At 69.4% G+C, this 17,325-nt stretch carries 16 protein-coding genes; 12 read left to right on the top strand and 4 right to left on the bottom strand.

Translation table 11 applies throughout. The features are described from left to right. Positions 1-12 precede the first annotated feature (12 nt). From OU995_RS00165 to OU995_RS00145, 5 genes are read left to right on the top strand one after another with little or no spacing between them, the layout of a single operon-like run. Entirely contained in the window at positions 13-315 is a 303-nt protein-coding gene (locus tag OU995_RS00165; protein WP_267833338.1) for a high-potential iron-sulfur protein, read from the top strand. Positions 316-367: 52 nt separating this feature from the next. Then, positions 368-1,684 (top strand): DUF3422 family protein, encoded by a 1,317-nt coding sequence (locus tag OU995_RS00160; protein WP_267833337.1) that lies wholly within the window; start codon positions 368-370, stop codon positions 1,682-1,684. Beyond that, positions 1,681-2,709, top strand: a complete 1,029-nt coding sequence (bchI, locus tag OU995_RS00155) for a magnesium chelatase ATPase subunit I (protein WP_267833336.1) — start codon at positions 1,681-1,683, stop codon at positions 2,707-2,709. Before OU995_RS00160 ends, bchI begins: the two co-directional genes overlap by 4 nt. Then, on the top strand, positions 2,700-4,085 hold the full coding sequence (locus tag OU995_RS00150) for a hypothetical protein (protein ID WP_267833335.1): 1,386 nt from the start codon (positions 2,700-2,702) through the stop codon (positions 4,083-4,085). Before bchI ends, OU995_RS00150 begins: the two co-directional genes overlap by 10 nt. Continuing rightward, positions 3,980-4,609: a VWA domain-containing protein gene (locus OU995_RS00145; protein WP_267833334.1), complete on the top strand. Its 630-nt coding sequence runs from the start codon at positions 3,980-3,982 to the stop codon at positions 4,607-4,609. The genes OU995_RS00150 and OU995_RS00145 overlap by 106 nt, the downstream gene beginning before the upstream one ends. On the opposite strand, the gene bchO is transcribed toward OU995_RS00145, so the two are convergent. Next, complete coding sequence (gene bchO, locus OU995_RS00140) at positions 4,564-5,481, bottom strand: alpha/beta fold hydrolase BchO (RefSeq protein WP_267833333.1); 918 nt, start codon at positions 5,479-5,481, stop codon at positions 4,564-4,566. The two genes, OU995_RS00145 and bchO, sit on opposite strands and share 46 nt — an antisense overlap. 40 nt (positions 5,482-5,521) lie before the next feature. Between bchO and OU995_RS00135 the strand changes: the two genes are divergently transcribed. Genes OU995_RS00135 through hemA form a run of 3 tightly spaced genes read left to right on the top strand, consistent with a single transcriptional unit; the run spans position 5,522 to position 9,391 of the window. Continuing rightward, the gene (locus tag OU995_RS00135; protein WP_267833332.1) at positions 5,522-7,096 is read left to right on the top strand and encodes a phytoene desaturase; all 1,575 of its coding nucleotides are present in this window, start codon (positions 5,522-5,524) and stop codon (positions 7,094-7,096) included. Further along, positions 7,080-8,108, top strand: coding sequence for a phytoene/squalene synthase family protein (locus tag OU995_RS00130; protein ID WP_267833331.1), 1,029 nt, complete (start codon positions 7,080-7,082; stop codon positions 8,106-8,108). Before OU995_RS00135 ends, OU995_RS00130 begins: the two co-directional genes overlap by 17 nt. Continuing rightward, a complete protein-coding gene (gene hemA / locus OU995_RS00125; protein ID WP_267833330.1) occupies positions 8,105-9,391 on the top strand; it encodes a glutamyl-tRNA reductase in 1,287 nt (428 codons plus the stop codon). Before OU995_RS00130 ends, hemA begins: the two co-directional genes overlap by 4 nt. A gap of 108 nt (positions 9,392-9,499) precedes the next feature. Here hemA and OU995_RS00120 read toward each other — a convergent pair whose 3' ends face one another. The 3 genes from OU995_RS00120 to crtD are packed head-to-tail and all read right to left on the bottom strand — an operon-like array spanning position 9,500 to position 13,022. Then, positions 9,500-10,489, bottom strand: a complete 990-nt coding sequence (locus OU995_RS00120) for an NAD(P)H-binding protein (protein WP_267833329.1) — start codon at positions 10,487-10,489, stop codon at positions 9,500-9,502. Continuing rightward, complete coding sequence (locus OU995_RS00115; protein WP_267833328.1) at positions 10,489-11,367, bottom strand: carotenoid 1,2-hydratase; 879 nt, start codon at positions 11,365-11,367, stop codon at positions 10,489-10,491. The genes OU995_RS00120 and OU995_RS00115 overlap by 1 nt, the downstream gene beginning before the upstream one ends. A gap of 59 nt (positions 11,368-11,426) precedes the next feature. After that, positions 11,427-13,022, bottom strand: coding sequence for a 1-hydroxycarotenoid 3,4-desaturase CrtD (gene crtD, locus OU995_RS00110; protein WP_267833327.1), 1,596 nt, complete (start codon positions 13,020-13,022; stop codon positions 11,427-11,429). Positions 13,023-13,110: 88 nt separating this feature from the next. Here crtD and OU995_RS00105 point away from each other — a divergent pair, with 88 nt between their 5' ends. From OU995_RS00105 to OU995_RS00090, 4 genes are all read left to right on the top strand, one after another. Next, the gene (locus tag OU995_RS00105) at positions 13,111-13,989 is read left to right on the top strand and encodes a polyprenyl synthetase family protein (protein WP_267833326.1); all 879 of its coding nucleotides are present in this window, start codon (positions 13,111-13,113) and stop codon (positions 13,987-13,989) included. Between the two features lie 11 nt (positions 13,990-14,000). Beyond that, positions 14,001-15,182, top strand: coding sequence for a methyltransferase (locus OU995_RS00100; protein ID WP_267833325.1), 1,182 nt, complete (start codon positions 14,001-14,003; stop codon positions 15,180-15,182). An 81-nt stretch (positions 15,183-15,263) separates the two neighbouring features. Beyond that, on the top strand, positions 15,264-16,217 hold the full coding sequence (gene bchC / locus OU995_RS00095) for a chlorophyll synthesis pathway protein BchC (protein ID WP_267833324.1): 954 nt from the start codon (positions 15,264-15,266) through the stop codon (positions 16,215-16,217). A gap of 88 nt (positions 16,218-16,305) precedes the next feature. Then, the gene (locus tag OU995_RS00090) at positions 16,306-17,325 is read left to right on the top strand and encodes a chlorophyllide a reductase iron protein subunit X (RefSeq protein WP_267833323.1); all 1,020 of its coding nucleotides are present in this window, start codon (positions 16,306-16,308) and stop codon (positions 17,323-17,325) included.

The following is a 17,325-nucleotide window of genomic DNA, read 5'->3' as shown; positions in this document are numbered from 1 at the left end:
AAGGCTTCCCCCATGAACAGCCGTCGCCAGTTCATCCGCCTCGTTCCTCTGGCCGGTGTCGGCCTTCTGGTCGGCCCCGCCTGGTCACAGACGATGGTCGACGAGAAGGACCCCACCGCCGCATCGCTGGGCTATCACGCCGATGCCAGCAAGGTGGACAAGGCGAAGCAGCCCAAGTATGTTGCCGGAGCAGCGTGCGGCAATTGCTCGCTCTTCCAGGGCAAGGCGGGCGCGCCTTCCGGCCCCTGCCCGATCTTCGCGGGCAAGCATGTCGCGGCCAAGGGCTGGTGCTCCGCCTATGTGAAGAAGGCCTGAGCCTTCCGCAGACGGCCACCGCTCCCGGGCACCGCGCCATGGACGTGATCGCATGAGGCTGCTGCCGGCCGATCTTCCCGAACGCGCGGCGCTCGCCATGGAGGTGCATGCCCGGCCGTCGGAACCGCTGACTGCCCCTGGGCGGGCCAGCTACCTGGCGGTGCTGGTGGACGCCGATGAACGCGAACGCGAGCTGACCCATCTGGCCCGTCTGTGCCGCGAATACGGCCAGCTGGCGCCAGCGGCCGATGCGGTGCATTGGAGCGGCACCATGGGTGCATTGCGCCTGAAGTGGGAACGTCACGGCGAGTTCTCCAGCTACACCCTGCTGACTGCTGCGGCCGGCAGCGACCCGTTTTCGGATTCGGCCGCTGCGCAGCTGCCGTCCGGCTGGCTGGCCGGTGTGCCCGGCATGACGGTATACGCCGGCCATGCCGAGCTGCTGTCACCCACCGAAGGCCTGGCCCTGGGCGACCTGTTGCAGCAGTGTTTTGGTGGCCGCACCGTGGTGGGCAGTGCCCTGGGCGACGGTGCAGGCCTGGCCTATTCCGATTTCCTCACCCATGGCGATGGCTTTGGCCGCATCCTGCTGATCGATCAGGGTTTCACGCCGCTGGTCGCTGGCCGCATGCTGCAGCGGCTGTTCGAGATCGAGGCCTACCGCATGATGGCGCTGCTCGCCTTCCCGGTGGCGCGGCGGCTGTCGCCCCGCCTGCTGGCCATCGAACGCTCCCTGGCCGCGCTGGCCGACAGCATTGCTGCCGGCAATGCGCGCGAGACCGGCCACGATGAAAATCTGCTGCAGGAGCTGACCCGGCTCGCAGCGGAAATCGAAAGCGGCCTGGCCGCCAGCCAATATCGTTTTGCGGCCTGCCGCGCCTATGCCGACCTGGTGCGTACCCGCATCGACGAACTGCGGGAGCGTCGGCTCTCCGGGCTGCAGACGCTGGACGAATTCATGTCGCGGCGCTTCACACCGGCTGTGGCCACCTGCGCCACGGTGTCGCGGCGCATGCACGACCTGTCCGAACGTGTCGCCCAGGCCAGCCACCTGCTGTCCACGCGCGTCGACATCGTGCGGGAACAGCAGAACCTGGCCCTGCTGGCATCGATGGATCGCCGCGCCAAGCTGCAACTGCGCTTGCAGCAGACGGTGGAGGGACTGTCGATCGCTGCCATCGTCTACTACATGGCGGGCGTGGTGGGCTATGTGGCCAAGGGCAGCCGTTCGCTGGGGCTGAACCTGGACGTGGATCTGTTTGTGGGCCTCAGCGTGCCGGTGCTGGCGCTGCTGGCCTTCCAGACCGTCCGGCGGGCGCGGCGTCGCGCCAGTGATCACGACACACACAACGGGCATGGATCGAGATGAGCACCCCCTATCCCTTCTCCGCCCTTGTGGGCCAGGACGAGATGAAACGCGCCATCCTCATTGCCGCCGTGGAGCCCGCCATCGGCGGACTGCTGGTGCTGGGGGATCGGGGCACCGGCAAATCGACCGCCGTGCGCGGCCTGGCCGCGCTGTTGCCCAAGATGAAGGCGGTACACGGCTGCCGCTATCACTGCGATCCGGAGGCCTCCGGCGCCTCGGCGGCCTGTGAGGACTGCGCGCGGCTGAAGGCCGGTGCACGCATCAAGACCGACCTGCTGCCGGTGCCGGTGGTGGACCTGCCGCTCGGCGCCAGTGAAGACCGCGTGCTGGGGGCGCTGGATCTCGAACGTGCCTTGTCGCAGGGGGTGAAGGTCTTCGAGCCGGGGCTGCTGGCCAGGGCCCATCGAGGTTTCCTCTACATCGACGAGGTCAACCTGCTGGAAGACCATCTGGTGGATCTGCTGATCGACGTGGCCGCCTCGGGCGAAAACGTCATCGAGCGCGAAGGCATGAGCCTGCGCCACCCGGCCCGGTTTGTGCTGATCGGCAGCGGAAATCCGGAAGAAGGGGAACTGCGACCGCAATTGCAGGACCGCTTCGGTCTGTCGGTGGAAGTGCGGACGCCCTCGGACATCGCGCAGCGGGTGGAGGTGGTGCGTCGCCGTGATGCGTATGAGCGGGACCCGGCCGCCTTCAGTGCCCAGTGGGCCAAGGCCGATGCCCGCGTGCGCCGCCAGATTCTGCAGGCGCGGGAGCGGCTGGCTGGACTTGCCGTGGGGGATGATGTGCTGCATCGGGCCGCCGAATTGTGCGTGGCGGTGGGCAGTGACGGCCTGCGCGGGGAATTGACGCTGATGCGCGCGGCGCGTGCGCTGGCGGCGTTGGAAGGGGATGCGGGCGTGACGCTGGATCACCTGCGGGAGGTGGCCGTGCCCGCACTGCGCCATCGCTTGCGTCGCAATCCATTGGACGACACCGCGTCGGGCGAGCGCATCGAGCGCGCGGTCACCGAGTTATGGCACTGAGCGCCTGGCCACCGGCCTGGCAGGCCGCATGGCTGCTGGCGGTGGATCCGGCCGGGCTGGGAGGCCTGGTGCTGCGTGGCAGCGCGAGCCCCGTCCGGGATGCCGTGCTGGCGGACCTTCGCCAGGCCTTGCCGCCTGGGACGCCGTGGCGGCGTCTGCCGCTGCAGGTGGACGATGAGCGGCTGCTTGGCGGATTGGATCTGGGGCTGAGTCTGGCGGCAGGCCGCCCGGTGCATCAGGCGGGCCTGCTGGCCGAGGCCGCTGGCGGGGTGCTGCTGCTGCCCATGGCTGAGCGGGCGGAGGCGGGCTTGGCCGGCCGATTGGCGGCTCATCTGGACGCCTGCGCTGGCCTGTGTGTGCTGGCCTTGGATGAGGGCCTGGACGAGGATGAAGCGCTGCCCGCGTCCTTGAGTGAGCGGCTTGGGTTGATGGTGACGGTGACGATGACAGTCATGGGCTCTGGGGCCATGCCGCTGCCCGATCTGCTCGCCGCGCGTGCCCGCCTCCCGGCCGTCCCCTGCGACCCGGAGGTGGTGCAGGCCCTGTGCGCCACCGCTGCAGCCCTGGGGCTGAACTCCATGCGCACCGTCTGGCAGGCCTGGTGTGCCGCGCGTGCGGCAGCAGCCCTTGAAGGCCGGGCCGCAGTCAGCCAGGCCGATGCCGAACTGGCCGCCCGGTTGGTGCTCGCACCTCGTGCACGCACCTTGCCGCAGTCACCGGACGTGGAGTCCCAGGCGGCCCCTCCGGATGCATCCTCGGCGGCCGGCAAGGACCCAGGCGATGCGGCGGAGGAAAAGCTCGACGACAACGCGAAGCACGGAGAAAAGGCGGAGCATGCGGAGAATGCCAGGAGCGACCCGCAGGCGGACGAGGCGCATGACACCCAGCCGGACACGACTCCCGACGTCGAAGAAGAGGCCCTCCATGACAGCGCCCGCGATGGCTCCCGCGATCCCACCCGTGCCCCAGTGCCCCCTTGCACGCGCGATCCGGCGCAAGCCCTTCAGGACCAGACCCTGGCCGCCGCACGTGCCGCCATCCCGCCCGGACTGCTCGAAAGCCTGGCTGGTGGAATTGCTCGCGGCGGTGGCAGCAGCGGCCGCAAGGGGGCTGCGTCCCGACCTGCGCAGAGCGGGCGCCCGCTCACCCCCGCCGCGGCCCGCTGCGCCGGGGCAGCCGTATCGACCTCCTGGCCACACTGCGCGCCGCGATCCCGTGGCAGCGGCTGCGTACGTCCGAGCGGGAACAACAAGGGCTGGCGCCGGCCACGATGCCCCTGCTGCTGCGCCGGGACGATTTGCATCTCAAACGCTTCCGCCGCCCGCAGGAGACGACCACCGTCTTTGTGGTGGACGCGTCCGGCTCCCAGGCGATGAGTCGCCTGGCCGAGGCCAAGGGCGCGGTGGAACTGCTGCTGGCGGACTGCTATGTGCGTCGCGACCGGGTGGCCTTGCTGGCGTTCCGCAATGCCGGTGCCGAGCTGTTGTTGTCACCCACTCGCTCGCTGGCGCGCGCCCGTCGTGCCCTCAGCAGTCTTCCGGGTGGCGGCGGAACGCCCCTGGCAGCGGGCATCGAAGCGGCGTGGCTGCTGGGCCGCCATGTGCAGACCCGTGACGGCGGGCGGGTGGTGCTGGTGTTTCTCACCGATGCCCGCGCCAACATCACCCGTGATGGCCATGCCGGGCGTCTGCAGGCGGGGCAGGACGCCCTCACCGCCGCGCGGCGTCTGCGTGCGGATGGGCTGCAGAGCCTGCTCATCGACACCTCCTCCCGCCCGGAACCGGCCGCGCTGGTGCTGGCGCAGGCCATGGGCGCGCGCTACGTACCCCTTCCACATGGCGAGGCTGCGCAGGTCTATGCGGCCGTGTCGGCAGCCGTTTCGGCACCGGCTGCCGTGTGACCCCACAGTTCCATCAGCAGCGCGTTGATCGACGCAGGGGCTTCCTCATGAGCCAGGTGCCCCAATCCTTTCAGCGGCACAAAGCGCCCCTGCTTCATTTGGCGGGACAACTCCAGCGAGCGCACAGGCGCCGTGGTGCGATCCGCCAGCCCGGCCACCAGCCAGAGCGGCATGCGCAGCGCCGGCAATCGGGCGGTCAAGGCCTCCAGCCGCCAATGGGCCAGCATGTCCAGCACGCCCCGGACATGGGCCGGCTGGCTCAGCAGTTCCCGGTAGTGCGCCACACCGGCTTCATCCAGCCGTGATCCGGTCGAGGCGATCAGGTGGCCCAAGGCGCGAGGCTGCGCCGCATGCCGGGTGACCCAGGACGGCAGCAACTCACTGCGGGACGCCCAGCGGGCCACGGTGGGCGCCACCAGCCCCATCAGACCGGGCAAGGGCTCCAGGGCTCCGTTCACGGCCAGCAAACCGCGCAGCGAGGGCATGCGTCCGTCCAACGCCAGTTGCGCCATCACCGCCGCGCCAGCGGAATGCCCCGCCGCCAGCACGGGCGTGCTGCCCAGCACCTGCAGCAACTCGGCCACCGCTGCCGCCATGCGCGGCAGGCTGGCCTGCCGGTCGGGGAAGGCGGAGGAGCCTCCGTGGCCAGGCAGGTCCGGCACGATGACCCGGAAGTGCAGCGCCAGGCCCGGCAGGCATCGCCGCCAGGAGTGCAGCGACGAGCCCGTGCCGTGCAGCAGCAGCAGGTCCGGCGGGGCCGTGGCCCCGGTGGACCCCGTCATTCCGCCCGGCCCGCTCGGGCCGACGCACAGCACCCGCCAGCGCACGCCTGCGGCCTGGACGGTGACGGGGTCGGGAAAATCAGGTGGCATGCGTGTTGTAAACTAAAGTGGACAAGAATAAGATAAATGCATGTTGACAGAAAGCCCGGGCGTGCCCGCCACTGCCTCCTCCTCACCGCATGCTGTGGTCATCGGCAGTGGGTTCGGGGGGCTGGCCGCAGCCGTCCGGCTGGGAGCCAGAGGCTACCGCGTCACGGTGCTGGAACAGCTCGATGCCCCTGGCGGCCGCGGGTATGTCCACCGCCAGGACGGATTCACCTTCGATGCTGGCCCCACGGTCATCACCGCGCCGTTTCTGTTTGAAGAGCTGTGGGCCCTGTGCGGCAAACGGCTCGCCGATGACGTCGAGCTGCGCCCGGTGTCCCCGTTCTACCGCGTGCGCTTTCACGACGGCACCACCTTCGACTACAGCGGAGATGCCCAGGCCATGCGCGCCGAGGTGGCACGGCTGGCGCCGGGCGATGTGGCGGGCTACGAGCGGTTTCTCCAGGCCAGTGAGGCCATCTACCGCGTGGGCTTCGAGCAACTGGGGCATGTGTCCTTCGAGCGCTGGACCGACATGGCCCGTGTGCTGCCCGACCTGCTGAAGCTGGAAGGCTGGCGCACCGTCTGGGGCCTGGCGTGCAAGCATGTCAAAGACGAGAAGCTGCGGGTGGTGCTGACCTTCCAGTCGCTGCTGGTGGGCGGCAACCCGTTCTCCACCACCTCGGTCTATTGCCTCATCGCCTTCCTGGAGCGCCGCTTTGGTGTGCATTTCGCCATGGGCGGTACCGGTGCGCTGGTGCGGGGCCTGGTGGGGCTGATCGAAGGTCAGGGCGGCCGAGTGCGCTGTGGCGCAGCGGTGCAGGAGATCCTGGTGGAGCAGGGCGCGGCCTGCGGCGTGCAGTTGGCCTCGGGGGAACGGCTGAGGGCGGAGGTGGTGGTTTCCAATGCCGATTCCGCCTGGACCTACCGCCACCTGCTGCCTGAGCGCTACCGCCGCCATTGGACCAACCGCCGCATCAACAAGGCGCGCTATTCGATGAGCCTGTTCGTCTGGTATTTCGGGACGCGGCGCCAATACCCGGAGGTGGCCCACCACACCATCTCGCTGGGCCCACGGTATGAAGGCCTGCTGGACGACATCTTCCGCCGCAAGCATCTGGCCGACGACTTCAGCCTCTATCTGCACCGGCCCACCGCCACCGACCCCAGCCTGGCCCCGCCCGGGTGCGACACCTTTTATGTGCTGTCGCCCGTCCCGCATCTGGACGCCGGCGTGGATTGGCGCGAGCAGGCCGAGCCCTACCGGGCCGCGATTGCCCAGCGGCTGTCCGAGACGCTGCTGCCGGGCCTGGAAGAGGCCGTGGTCAGCTCGCTGATGCTGACGCCGCAGGGGTTTGAAGACCGCCTCAGCGCCTACAAGGGCGCCGCGTTTTCGCTGGAACCGGTGCTGACTCAAAGCGCCTGGTTCCGTCCGCACAACCGCAGCGAGGAGGTGGAGCGCCTCTACCTCGTGGGTGCCGGCACCCATCCGGGCGCCGGACTTCCGGGTGTGCTGTCGTCGGCGCGGGTGCTGGATTCGGTGGTGCCTCACGGCCGCGACCTGGCCCGGCCCGTCTCATCTCTCGTCCAGGAAGGACTTGTCCATGCACGACCCGCGTGAACTGCTGGAGGCCGATCTCGCGGTCTGCCGGGCCAGCCTGGCCTATCACTCCAAGACCTTTCATGCTGCTTCGCTGCTGCTGCCGCCCAGCGTGCGTGCTCCGGCCACGGTGCTGTATGGCTTCTGCCGGCTGGCCGACGACACGGTGGACGTGGAGGGCGGCCGACGCCTGGCCCTGACTCAGTTGCGCCGACGGCTGGACGGGGTGTTTGAAGGCCGCCCGCAACCGGTGGCGGCCGACCGTGCGCTGGCGGCGGTGGTGGCGCGTTTCGGCATCCCCCGTGCGCTGCTGGACCTGCTGCTGGAGGGCTTGGCCTGGGATGTGGAGGGCCGTCGGTACGAGACACTCGACGACCTGCTGGATTACGCCGCCCGTGTGGCGGGCAGCGTGGGCGCGATGATGAGCCTGCTGATGGGCGCCCGCGACCCGGCGGCACTGGCCCGCGCCTGCGACCTGGGGGTGGCCATGCAGCTCTCCAACATTGCGCGGGATGTGGGCGAAGATGCCCGCATGGGCCGTCTTTACCTGCCGCAGCAATGGTTGCGCGACGCGGGCTTGTCCCCGCAGGCCTGGCTCGCCGACCCGCAGCACAGTCCCGCCTTGGCTTCGGTGGTGCAGCGGCTGCTGCAGGCCGCCGAGCCGCTCTATGCACGGGCAGCGGCCGGCATCACCTGCTTGCCGCTGGCCTGCCGCCCCGGCATCAATGCCGCCCGCTTCCTGTATGCCGCCGTGGGGCGTGAAGTGGCTCGCGCGGGATTTGATTCAGTGCAGCGGCGCGCGGTCGTGCCGGGCTCCCGCAAGCTCAAGTGGCTGGCGCTGGCGGGCCTGGACCTCTGGCCCTCGCGTCGGTGGCTCGCGGCGCCCCCTCTGTCGTCCTGCGAGCCGCTGCTGAGCGCCGTGGCGGGTGTCCCGGCACCGCAGCGCCTGCCGCGCACCGAGGCGGTGATCGACCTGTTCAGCCGGCTGGAGCGCGAAGACCGCGATGCCGCCTGGCACCGGAGCGCAGCATGACGGTGCTGGCGCTGGGTCTGAACCACGGCAGTGCGCCGCTGGACCTGCGGGGGCGTTTTGCCATTCCCGCCGAGGCGCTGGGGCGCAGCATCCAGGGGCTGAGGGATCACTTGTCCCAGGCGCGTGCCGAGGTCGCCATCCTGTCCACCTGCAACCGCACCGAGGTCTATGTGGGCTTGCCGGCCAGCGGATGCCCGCGGCATGCCCTGGGGCTGGTGGAGCCGGCCATGGAATGGCTGGCCCGGCAGGGGGAGACCGCCCCGGGGGAATTGCGCCAGCACAGCTATTGCCGCGAGGGTGTGGAGGCGGCCCGCCATGCATTCCGTGTGGCGGCGGGCCTGGATTCGATGGTGCTGGGTGAGCCGCAGATCCTCGGACAGATGAAGGTGGCGGTGCGCGAGGCCGGAACGGCCGGCACCCTGGGCACCACGCTGCATCAGATGTTCCAGCGCAGCTTTGCCGTCGCCAAGGAAGTGCGCAGCCGGACCGAGATCGGCAGCCATGCGGTCAGTCTGGCGGCGGCCGCTGTGCGCCTGGCCCAGCAACTGTTTGACGACCTGCCGCAGCGGCGCGTGTTGTTCATCGGTGCGGGCGAGATGATCGAACTGGTGGCGACCCATTTCGCCGCCCAGAAGCCGTTGAGGATGACGGTGGCCAATCGCAGCGCGGAGCGTGGCCAGGCGCTGGCGCAGCGGCTGGGCGCCGACCAGTTGCCGCTGTCCGCACTGGGCGAGGCGCTGGGCCACTTCGACATCGTCATCAGCTGCACGGCCAGCAGCCTGCCGCTGATCGGCCTGGGCGCCGTGGAGCGGGCGGTGCGGCAGCGCAAGCGGCGCCCGATGCTGATGCTGGACCTCGCGGTGCCGCGCGACATCGAACCGGAAGTGGCTCGGCTGGATGATGTCTATCTCTACACGGTGGACGACCTGGCCCGACAGGTGCAGGTGAACGGCGAGCGTCGGCAGGCTGCGGTGGCGCAGGCCGAGGCCATCGTCAGTGCCGGCGTGGACAGCTTTTCGCAATGGCTGGAGCAGCGGGCCGCCGTGCCGGTGATCCAGGCCTTGCAGCGGCAGATCGAGGACTGGCGACAGGCGGAGCTGCTCAAGGCCCGGCGGTCCCTGGCCCGGGGGCAGGATGTGGACGCGGTGATGGAATCGCTCTCCGCTGCGCTGACCCGCAAGATGCTGCACGGCGCGTTGAGCGAGCTGCATGGCAGCGCTGGAGAGGCGCAGCAGCAATGGGTGAGCTCGGTGCAGCGCTTGTTCCTGCGCAGCGGTCCATGATCCAGGACCGGCACTACGGCCTGATCGAACTGGTGCTGGTCTTTGGCCTGGTGATGGGCTGGGCCGGCTGGCAGTGGTGGAGCTGGTGGCGCTGGAAGCGCGAGCAACTCAAAACACAGCGTGATCTCCCCGCTCCGGCAGCGTCACCTCCCCACGCGCCAGCGCCGCATAAAACTCCCCCAGGGTCTGGCGACCCGCCGACGGGGTGAGCCGTTCATTCGGGCGTCCGGTCAGCGGGTCCATCACCAGCATGGACTCGGTGGCGTAGTAGCGACCGATGCGCGCCAGCTCTGCCTTGTCGGCGGCAGCGGGCCAGACCCGTCCCAGCAGGCCCAGGCTGCCGACGATGGCATCCATCAGCCCCACCGGCACTTCGCGGAAACGCGGTGGAAGGCCCAGCGCCCGGAACAGCAACTCGCCCTGGTCCCGCAGGGTCAAGGCCGGCCCGGGGCCGCCGATGGGCAGGATGCGGTCGGTGCGGTCGGGGTCGTGCAGACAGTCGGCCAGATAGTTGGCCAGATCGTCATCGCTGATGGGCTTGCAGGACGTGAGCCTGCCGTCCCCAAACAGCAGAAAGGGCTGGCCCCGGCGCACCCGCTTCACCTGCCCGCACAAGGACTTGAAAAACGCCGTGGGCCGCACAATGGACCAGTGCAGACCGGCGTCCATCAGGACCCGCTCAAAGGCGAGCTTGGCCTGCTGAAAGGGGAGCTGGGGTTTTTGCAGGCACAGCGCGGACAGCAACACCACCTGCCGGACCCCGGCGGCCCGTGCGCAGGCCAGCGCATGAAGGTGGGCCTCATGGTCTACCGCCCAGGCATCGCGGGGCATGCCGGTGCGGGAGGCGAGGCAGGACACCAGCACGTCAAAGCGTTCACCCCGCCAGCCGTCCTGCTGCTGGGACTGCAGATCTCCTGCATGACCCACTCGCAGTTCAGCACCCGGCAGCAACCGGCCCAGGTCGGAAACATCCAGTCGCCCGCCCACCCCTGCCCGTGGACGCACCAGGCACACGATCTCATGTCCCCGCCGACGCAGCGCCCGTACGGTGGCCTGGCCGATGGTGCCGCTTGCGCCCAGCATGAAGACGCGGGCCATCAGCGTCCCCAAGGCCCGGCGGCGCGCCGGGGCATGCGAAACGGAAGCAGGGCCTGGACCCAAGCTTGTTCAAAGCGCTGCAGCGACAGGCTTTCATGCACGGCCAGCACGCCGCCGCGGGCATGGGCTTGTGCATCACCCTCCCGGTCCAGCAGCAAAGAACGGCAGTAGAACGGTCCGCTCTCCAGTGTGGCCACCAGCTCCGGCGGCTGATGGCCCCGGCTGTGCCGGTGCATGCGCCACGCCGTGGAAGGCAGGCGCTGTGGTGGCTTCAGCGGCACGGCATGCACACGGCCATCCGCTTCAATGGCCAGCGAGAGGGTCTGCGCCGGCCCCTGCAAGCCTCGCACGTCGTACAGCACCTGGGTGGCCCCCCCCGCCTGGCTGCTCCGTTGCCACTGCCAGCTGTGGAAGTCCCGCGCCAGCGGCCGGCTGCCATGGTTGGTGTCCAGATAAGCATCTCCCGTCCATTGGCAGGCCGGTGCGCTGAATTCCACCGACACCTGAGCACTGGGGCTGATCGGCTGCCAGTGGTGGCGAGCCTGGCCATCGAGGGCAAAGGAGCGTCCGGGCAGGGCGCCCGGCTGCAGCAGCACCTGGCCCCTCAGACGACGGGGCCAGGGTACCGTCCATTCGTTGATGTCGATCTGCAAACGTCCATCGGCTCGCCAGACGAGCCGGCTGGGGCCGATGTCCAGGTGATCGGCGTCTCGCTGGAGGGCGGGGGCTGCACGTTCCGTCATGGCCCAGCGCCGGGAGAACTGCCGCGCGCCGGGGGCGCGTCGATAGAGCGAGACGTTGAGCGCGCAGTGCGCCTCGGCCTGCGCTTGGTCGTCTCCGTGGCGACGGCGTTCCCAGGCGTAGTAGGGCGAGAACACGCTGCCAATGAAGGCAATCAGCGTCAGGGCATGTTGGCTGCCGTCCGCCTGGGGCGCGCTCAGCGCATCGACATACCACCAGGCATAACCACCGGGTGGGACCGCCAGGTCGAAGCCAGGTCCTCGATCAGTTGATCGGCTGCCAACCGGCCCGAGAGGGCCGCCATCGGCACACCCGGCCCCGGATGCACCGACCCGCCCGCCAGAAAAAGGCCCGGCAACGGCGTTCGGCCCGCCGGCCGCGCGTGGAAGCTCGCGCGCCAGCCCCGGCTGGCCGGTCCATACAGGGCGCCCTGACTGGCCGGGAAGCGTTGCGCAAAGTCCAGCGGCCGCGTCTGTAGCGGCGGGCTGGACAGGCTCACCTGCAGCCCCGCCGCGCGCAGCCGCCCCCACATCTGTTGCTCGCATCGGGCGATCTCCTCGGCGGTGAGGCCGCGCCCGGGGGCGTCGGCCGGGGCATTGACCAGGCACATCAGGCGTTCCGGCAGGCGCTGTCCGGCCACCAGCCCGGGCCGTCGTCTGTGGGCCTGGCCGCTGCGGTCCTGGGCACAGACATACACGGTGGGCGATTCGGGCAATCGCCCGGCCGCAATGGCGTCGAACTCGGCGCGATAGCCGGTGGCCGGTCCGAAGAACACGTTGTGATGCGACAGGTCCAGGCCGCCGGTGGTGGCTTCGGCATGCCAGGTGAGCGCCGAAAGCGAAGGGCTGCCATGGCACAGGCCCTGTGGAGCCGCCGGGCCCAGCAGGCCTTCCGTCAGGGCTCTGGCATCCCCGTTGAAGACCACCGCGTCTGCCGCCAGCTGTTCACCGTCGGCCAGTTGCACGCCGCAGATCCGGCCATCGCGCACCATCAGCCGATGAACCTCTGCGTTGCAGCGCAGGCGCACGCCCTGCTGCTGGCCGCAGTGGGCCAATGCCTGCGCCAGGCGCGCCATGCCGCCTTCCACCTGCCAGACCGCCTCCCGCTCGACATGGGCCACCAGCATCAGCGTGGCCGGAGCCTCAAAAGGCGAGCTGCCGCAATAGGTGGCGTAACGGCCAAAGAGCTGATGCAGGCGCGGGTCATGGAAGAAGCGGCCAAGTTCCCGCCATAGCGAGGTGAACGGAGAGATGCGCAGCAGTTGAGACAAGCCCGCGAGCCCCTGCTGCCGCATCACCCGCCAGGTGAGCGACACCGGCGAGGGGCGGCTGGCACGGATGAAGGACGGGTCCAGCGTGTGGAAGACCTGTGCGGCGCGTTGGCAGAAGGCCCGGTAGCGGGAGGCTTCCGCCGGGCTGCTGAATCGGCTGATGGCGTCGATGCTCTGTTCGAGGTCCGCGTACAGGTCCAGCCGCTCGCTGGCGCTCCAGGCATGCCGGGCCAGCACTTCGCTGCGGTGCAGGTGGACATGTTGGTCCAGCGTGGTGCCCAGGCGTTGGAACAGCTCTTCAAACACCCAGCGCATGGTCAGCACCGTAGGCCCGCCGTCCAGGCGCAAGGCGCCCAGCTCCACCGGCCGCATCTTGCCGCCCGGCGCTTCTGCGCGTTCCAGCAACTGCACGTCCAAGCCCTGCCGGGCCAGCAGCGCCGCCGCCGTCAGCCCGCCCATGCCCGCACCGATGACCACCACACGCGGTGCTTGCAGCGGGGCCAGCGGTCGGACACGGTTCATTGACGCGACTCCAGGAGTTGTCTATTCTGATTGACGAACTGTAATGTAATTCCGTGTGTACATGCGGAAGATTCAGCAAAGGCCGCTCATGCCCTCAGACGACCGGATCGAACGCGCCCTGCGGGCCAGCCTGGCCCCAGCCCTGCAACCAGGCCACCCGCCGCAATTGGCCGCCGCCATGCTGCATGCCGTCTTCCCGGGCGGCGCCCGCATTCGGCCGAAGCTCACCCTGGCTGTTGCGCAGGCCTGTGGGGAAGATGACCCGGGCCTGACGGATGCCGCGTTGGCGGCCATCGAACTGCTGCACTGCGCGTCCCTGGTCCATGACGATCTGCCCTGTTTTGACGGTGCCGAAACCCGCCGGGGCCGGCTGTCGGTCCATCGGGCTTTTGGGGAAAGGCTCGCGGTGCTGGCGGGCGATGCGCTCATCGTGGCGGCCTTTGAGGTGTTGAGCCGTTCGGCGCGCCACCATCTCTCGCGGCTGCCGGTGCTGCTGCGAGCGATCACGCAGGGCGTGGGCATGCCGATGGGCATCGTGGCCGGGCAGGCCTGGGAATGCGAGCCGCAGTTGTCGCTGGCGGACTATCAGCAGGCCAAGACCGGCGCTCTGTTTGCCGCAGCCACCATGGCCGGTGCGCAGGCCGCCGGCGCGGATGGCGAGCCGTGGCGGGCCTTGGGCGAACGCCTGGGCCAGACCTACCAGGTGGCGGACGATATTCGTGATGTGATGCTGGATGCGCAGGCGCTGGGCAAACCTGGCGGCCAGGATGTGGCGCTCAACCGCCCCAGTTATGCCCGCGAACTGGGCCTGGAGGGGGCGATGGCGGAGTTCCAGCGCCTGGTTCAGGCCACGCTGCTGACGGTGCCGGCCTGCCCCGGCGCGACGCAGTTCCGGCAGTTGATCCGCCGGGAGGCGGACCGCCTGGTGCCGCAGCACCTGTCGGCACGCGTTGCTGCGGCGGCCTGAGCGAGCCCCGCATGGCACGTGTCAGCCCCACCCCTGGTTCTGCAGTGCCTGCCACCCACTGGACGGACGCGCCGCTGGCCTGGCGAGACCGCCTGCTGGCCAGTGCCAGCTTCAGGCGCTGGGCCCAGGCCTTTCCGCTGACCCGTTGGGTCGCACGGCGACGGGCGGCCGGCGTGTTTGATCTGGTGGCCGGCTTTGTGTATTCGCAGGTGCTGCTGGCCTGCGTGCAGCTGCGCGTGTTTGAACTGCTGCTGGCGGAGGGGCCGCAGAGTGCATCGGCATTGGCGCTGCACTGGCAACTGCCGCTGGCGTCGGCCGAGCGGCTGCTGCGTGCGGCCGTGGCGCTGCAACTGCTGCAACGGCGCCCCCTGGAGCGATATGGCCTGGGGCCGCTCGGCGCCCCGCTGGCGGGCGACGCGGGACTGGCCGCCATGATCGAGCATCACGCCGCGCTCTACCGTGATCTGGCCGACCCCCTGGCGCTTTTGCGCGGTGGGCGGCGAGACGCCGGGCTGGCGGATTACTGGCCTTATGCCGGTACCGATGCGCCGCAGGCTCTGCCGCCCGAACGGCTGAAGGCCTATTCCGATCTGATGGCCGCCTCGCAGCCCCTGGTGGCCGACCAGGTGCTGGGTGCCTATTCGTTGCGCCGCCACCGCCGCTTGCTGGACGTGGGCGGCGGCAACGGTGCATTTGCCAGCCGTGCCGCGCAATCGGCTCCGGACCTTGAGGTGCAGGTGTTTGATCTTCCGGGCGTGGCGGCCGCAGCCCGGCAGCGCTTCGCGCAGGCCGGACTGTCCGGCCGCTGCAGCGCCGTGGGCGGCGACTTCCTGCAGGACCAGCTGCCCGGCGGCGCCGACCTGGTGACCCTGCTGCGAGTTGTGCATGACCACGACGATGCACGCGTGTTGCGGCTGCTCCGAGCGGTGCGCCAGGCGCTGGTGCCCGGTGGCTGCCTGCTGCTGGCGGAACCCCTGGCCGACACGCCCGGCGCGCAGCGCATGGGTGACGCCTATTTCGGGGTCTACCTGCTGGCCATGGGGCGCGGCGAGCCGCGCAGCGAGCAGCGGCTGCGCGCCCTGCTGGCCGAGGCGGGATTTGTGCAGGTGCGGTGCCTGCCGACCGCCTTGCCCTTGCAGGCCAGCATCCTCCTCGCGAAAACCCCCTCCTCTTCGAATGTAAATCTAGATTGACGTTTGGCGATGTAAGCGTAGTATGACTCACATGGACACCACAGCTTCACCGGTTGGCCTCACCGCTCTCCCGGACCGCTCATGAACACCACCGCCGTCGTCATCGAGCAACCCCAGCACCTCAGCCTTGCGCCCTTGCGGCTGCCTGCGCTGCAGGAGGGGGATGTGGTGGTCGAGGTGGAATTCAGTGGCATCAGCACAGGCACCGAACGCCTGATCTGGGACGGCACCATGCCGATGTTTCCGGGCATGGGCTACCCGCTGGTGCCCGGCTACGAAGCGGTGGGCCGCGTGATGGCGGTCAACGCCGGCAGCAGCAACTGGGTGGGCCAGCGCGTGTTTGTGCCGGGCGCCCGCTGTTTTGGCGAGGTGCGCGGCCTGTTTGGGGCCTCGGCCTCGCGGCTGGTCGTGCCGGGCGCCAAGGTCATCCCGGTGGATGAGAAGCTGGGCGAGCAGGCCGTGCTGCTGGCGCTGGCCGCGACGGCTTATCACAGCGTGGCCGGCGGCGGGCAGGGGCAGCCGCACACACCGCCGGACCTGATCGTGGGTCATGGGGTGCTGGGGCGGCTGCTGGCCCGCATGAATGTGGCGGCGGGTCTGTTGGACTTCACCGTCTGGGAAACCAACCCCCTGCGCCAGGACGGCGCGGTGGGCTACCGCGTGATGCATCCGCAGGACGATCCCCGCCGCGACTATCGCGCCATCTATGACGTCAGCGGCGACGCCAGCCTGCTGGACAGCCTGATCGGGCGCATGGCCTTCGGCGGCGAAGTGGTGCTGGCCGGCTTTTATGCCCAGCCCCTGTCACTGAACTTTGCGCCGGCCTTCACGCGCGAAGCCCGCATCCGCATCGCCGCTGAATGGAAGCGGCCCGACATGCTGGCCGTGAATGCGCTGCTGCATGCCGGCCGCCTGTCCCTCGACGGATTGCTGACCCATGCCGAACCGGCCGAGCACGCGGGGGCCGCTTATGCGCAAGCCTTTGGGGATGCCCGCTGCCTGAAGATGGTCCTGGACTGGAGACACCACGCATGAGACACCCTGTGTCGGTACCGAAGCCGGTCCGCCTCCCTGCGCAAGCTGCGGGGATTCGGTCGATGCCTGCCCTCAACCGGAGGGCGCCATGAGCACCTCGACCCTTCCGGCCGAAGCGCCGATGCATTTCCAGCCCCGCACCCAGGCCTTGAGAGACGAGGCGGCCATCGAGCCCGATGCGCCCGCCACCGGGCCGGTGACCAAGACCACCCAGATCATCGCCATCTACGGCAAGGGCGGCATCGGCAAGAGCTTCACCCTGGCCAACCTCAGCTACATGATGGCCCAGCAGGGCAAGAAGGTGCTGCTGATCGGCTGTGATCCCAAGAGCGACACCACCAGCCTGCTGTTCGGCGGCAAGGCCTGCCCCACCATCATCGAGACCAGCAGCCGCAAGAAGCTGGCCGGCGAGGCGGTGGCCATCGGCGATGTCTGCTTCAAGCGCGACGGCGTGTATGCGATGGAGCTGGGCGGCCCGGAGGTCGGGCGCGGCTGCGGCGGGCGCGGCATCATCCACGGCTTCGAAACCCTGGAGAAGCTGGGCTTCCACGACTGGGGTTTCGACTACGTGCTGCTGGACTTCCTGGGCGATGTGGTGTGTGGGGGCTTTGGCCTGCCGATTGCGCGCGACATGTGCCAGAAGGTGATTGTGGTGGGCAGCAATGACCTGCAAAGCCTCTACGTCGCCAACAACGTCTGCAGTGCGGTGGAGTACTTCCGCAAGCTGGGCGGCAATGTTGGCGTGGCCGGCATGGTGATCAACAAGGACGACGGCACCGGTGAAGCCGCCGCCTTCGCTCGCAATGCTGGCATCCCGGTGCTGGCCGCCATTCCGGCGCATGACGACATCCGCCGCAAGAGCGCCAGCTACGAAATCATCGGCAAGCCCGAAGGGGAGTGGGGCCCGCTGTTTGCGGAGCTGGCCGCCCATGTGGCGGAGGCGCCCCCGGTGCGGCCCAAGCCGCAGTCCCAGGATGAACTGCTGGGACTGTTTTCCGCCGAGGTGACCGGGCGCGACTTCCAGATGGAACCCGCCACCGTGTTTGACATGGTGGGCCGGACCGAGATCCACAAGCCCACGTTGGAAGTCGTCTACGACGCCGCCTGA

Source organism: Roseateles sp. SL47 (assembly GCF_026625885.1).
GTDB lineage: Bacteria > Pseudomonadota > Gammaproteobacteria > Burkholderiales > Burkholderiaceae_C > Roseateles.
The sequence above is the reverse complement of the archived record's forward strand: the minus strand, read 5'-3'. Positions and strand labels throughout refer to the sequence as shown.

Coding starts and splice junctions, on each gene's coding strand:
- hemA (WP_267833330.1), top strand. CDS start 8,105: ATGACGGTGCTGGCGCTGGGTCTGAACCACGGCAGTGCGCCGCTGGAC.
- OU995_RS00160 (WP_267833337.1), top strand. CDS start 368: ATGAGGCTGCTGCCGGCCGATCTTCCCGAACGCGCGGCGCTCGCCATG.
- OU995_RS00100 (WP_267833325.1), top strand. CDS start 14,001: ATGGCACGTGTCAGCCCCACCCCTGGTTCTGCAGTGCCTGCCACCCAC.
- OU995_RS00090 (WP_267833323.1), top strand. CDS start 16,306: ATGAGCACCTCGACCCTTCCGGCCGAAGCGCCGATGCATTTCCAGCCC.
- OU995_RS00150 (WP_267833335.1), top strand. CDS start 2,700: ATGGCACTGAGCGCCTGGCCACCGGCCTGGCAGGCCGCATGGCTGCTG.
- OU995_RS00130 (WP_267833331.1), top strand. CDS start 7,080: ATGCACGACCCGCGTGAACTGCTGGAGGCCGATCTCGCGGTCTGCCGG.
- OU995_RS00165 (WP_267833338.1), top strand. CDS start 13: ATGAACAGCCGTCGCCAGTTCATCCGCCTCGTTCCTCTGGCCGGTGTC.
- bchI (WP_267833336.1), top strand. CDS start 1,681: ATGAGCACCCCCTATCCCTTCTCCGCCCTTGTGGGCCAGGACGAGATG.
- OU995_RS00135 (WP_267833332.1), top strand. CDS start 5,522: ATGTTGACAGAAAGCCCGGGCGTGCCCGCCACTGCCTCCTCCTCACCG.
- OU995_RS00120 (WP_267833329.1), bottom strand. CDS start 10,489: ATGGCCCGCGTCTTCATGCTGGGCGCAAGCGGCACCATCGGCCAGGCC.
- bchC (WP_267833324.1), top strand. CDS start 15,264: ATGAACACCACCGCCGTCGTCATCGAGCAACCCCAGCACCTCAGCCTT.
- OU995_RS00145 (WP_267833334.1), top strand. CDS start 3,980: ATGCCCCTGCTGCTGCGCCGGGACGATTTGCATCTCAAACGCTTCCGC.
- OU995_RS00105 (WP_267833326.1), top strand. CDS start 13,111: ATGCCCTCAGACGACCGGATCGAACGCGCCCTGCGGGCCAGCCTGGCC.
- bchO (WP_267833333.1), bottom strand. CDS start 5,481: ATGCCACCTGATTTTCCCGACCCCGTCACCGTCCAGGCCGCAGGCGTG.
- crtD (WP_267833327.1), bottom strand. CDS start 13,022: ATGAACCGTGTCCGACCGCTGGCCCCGCTGCAAGCACCGCGTGTGGTG.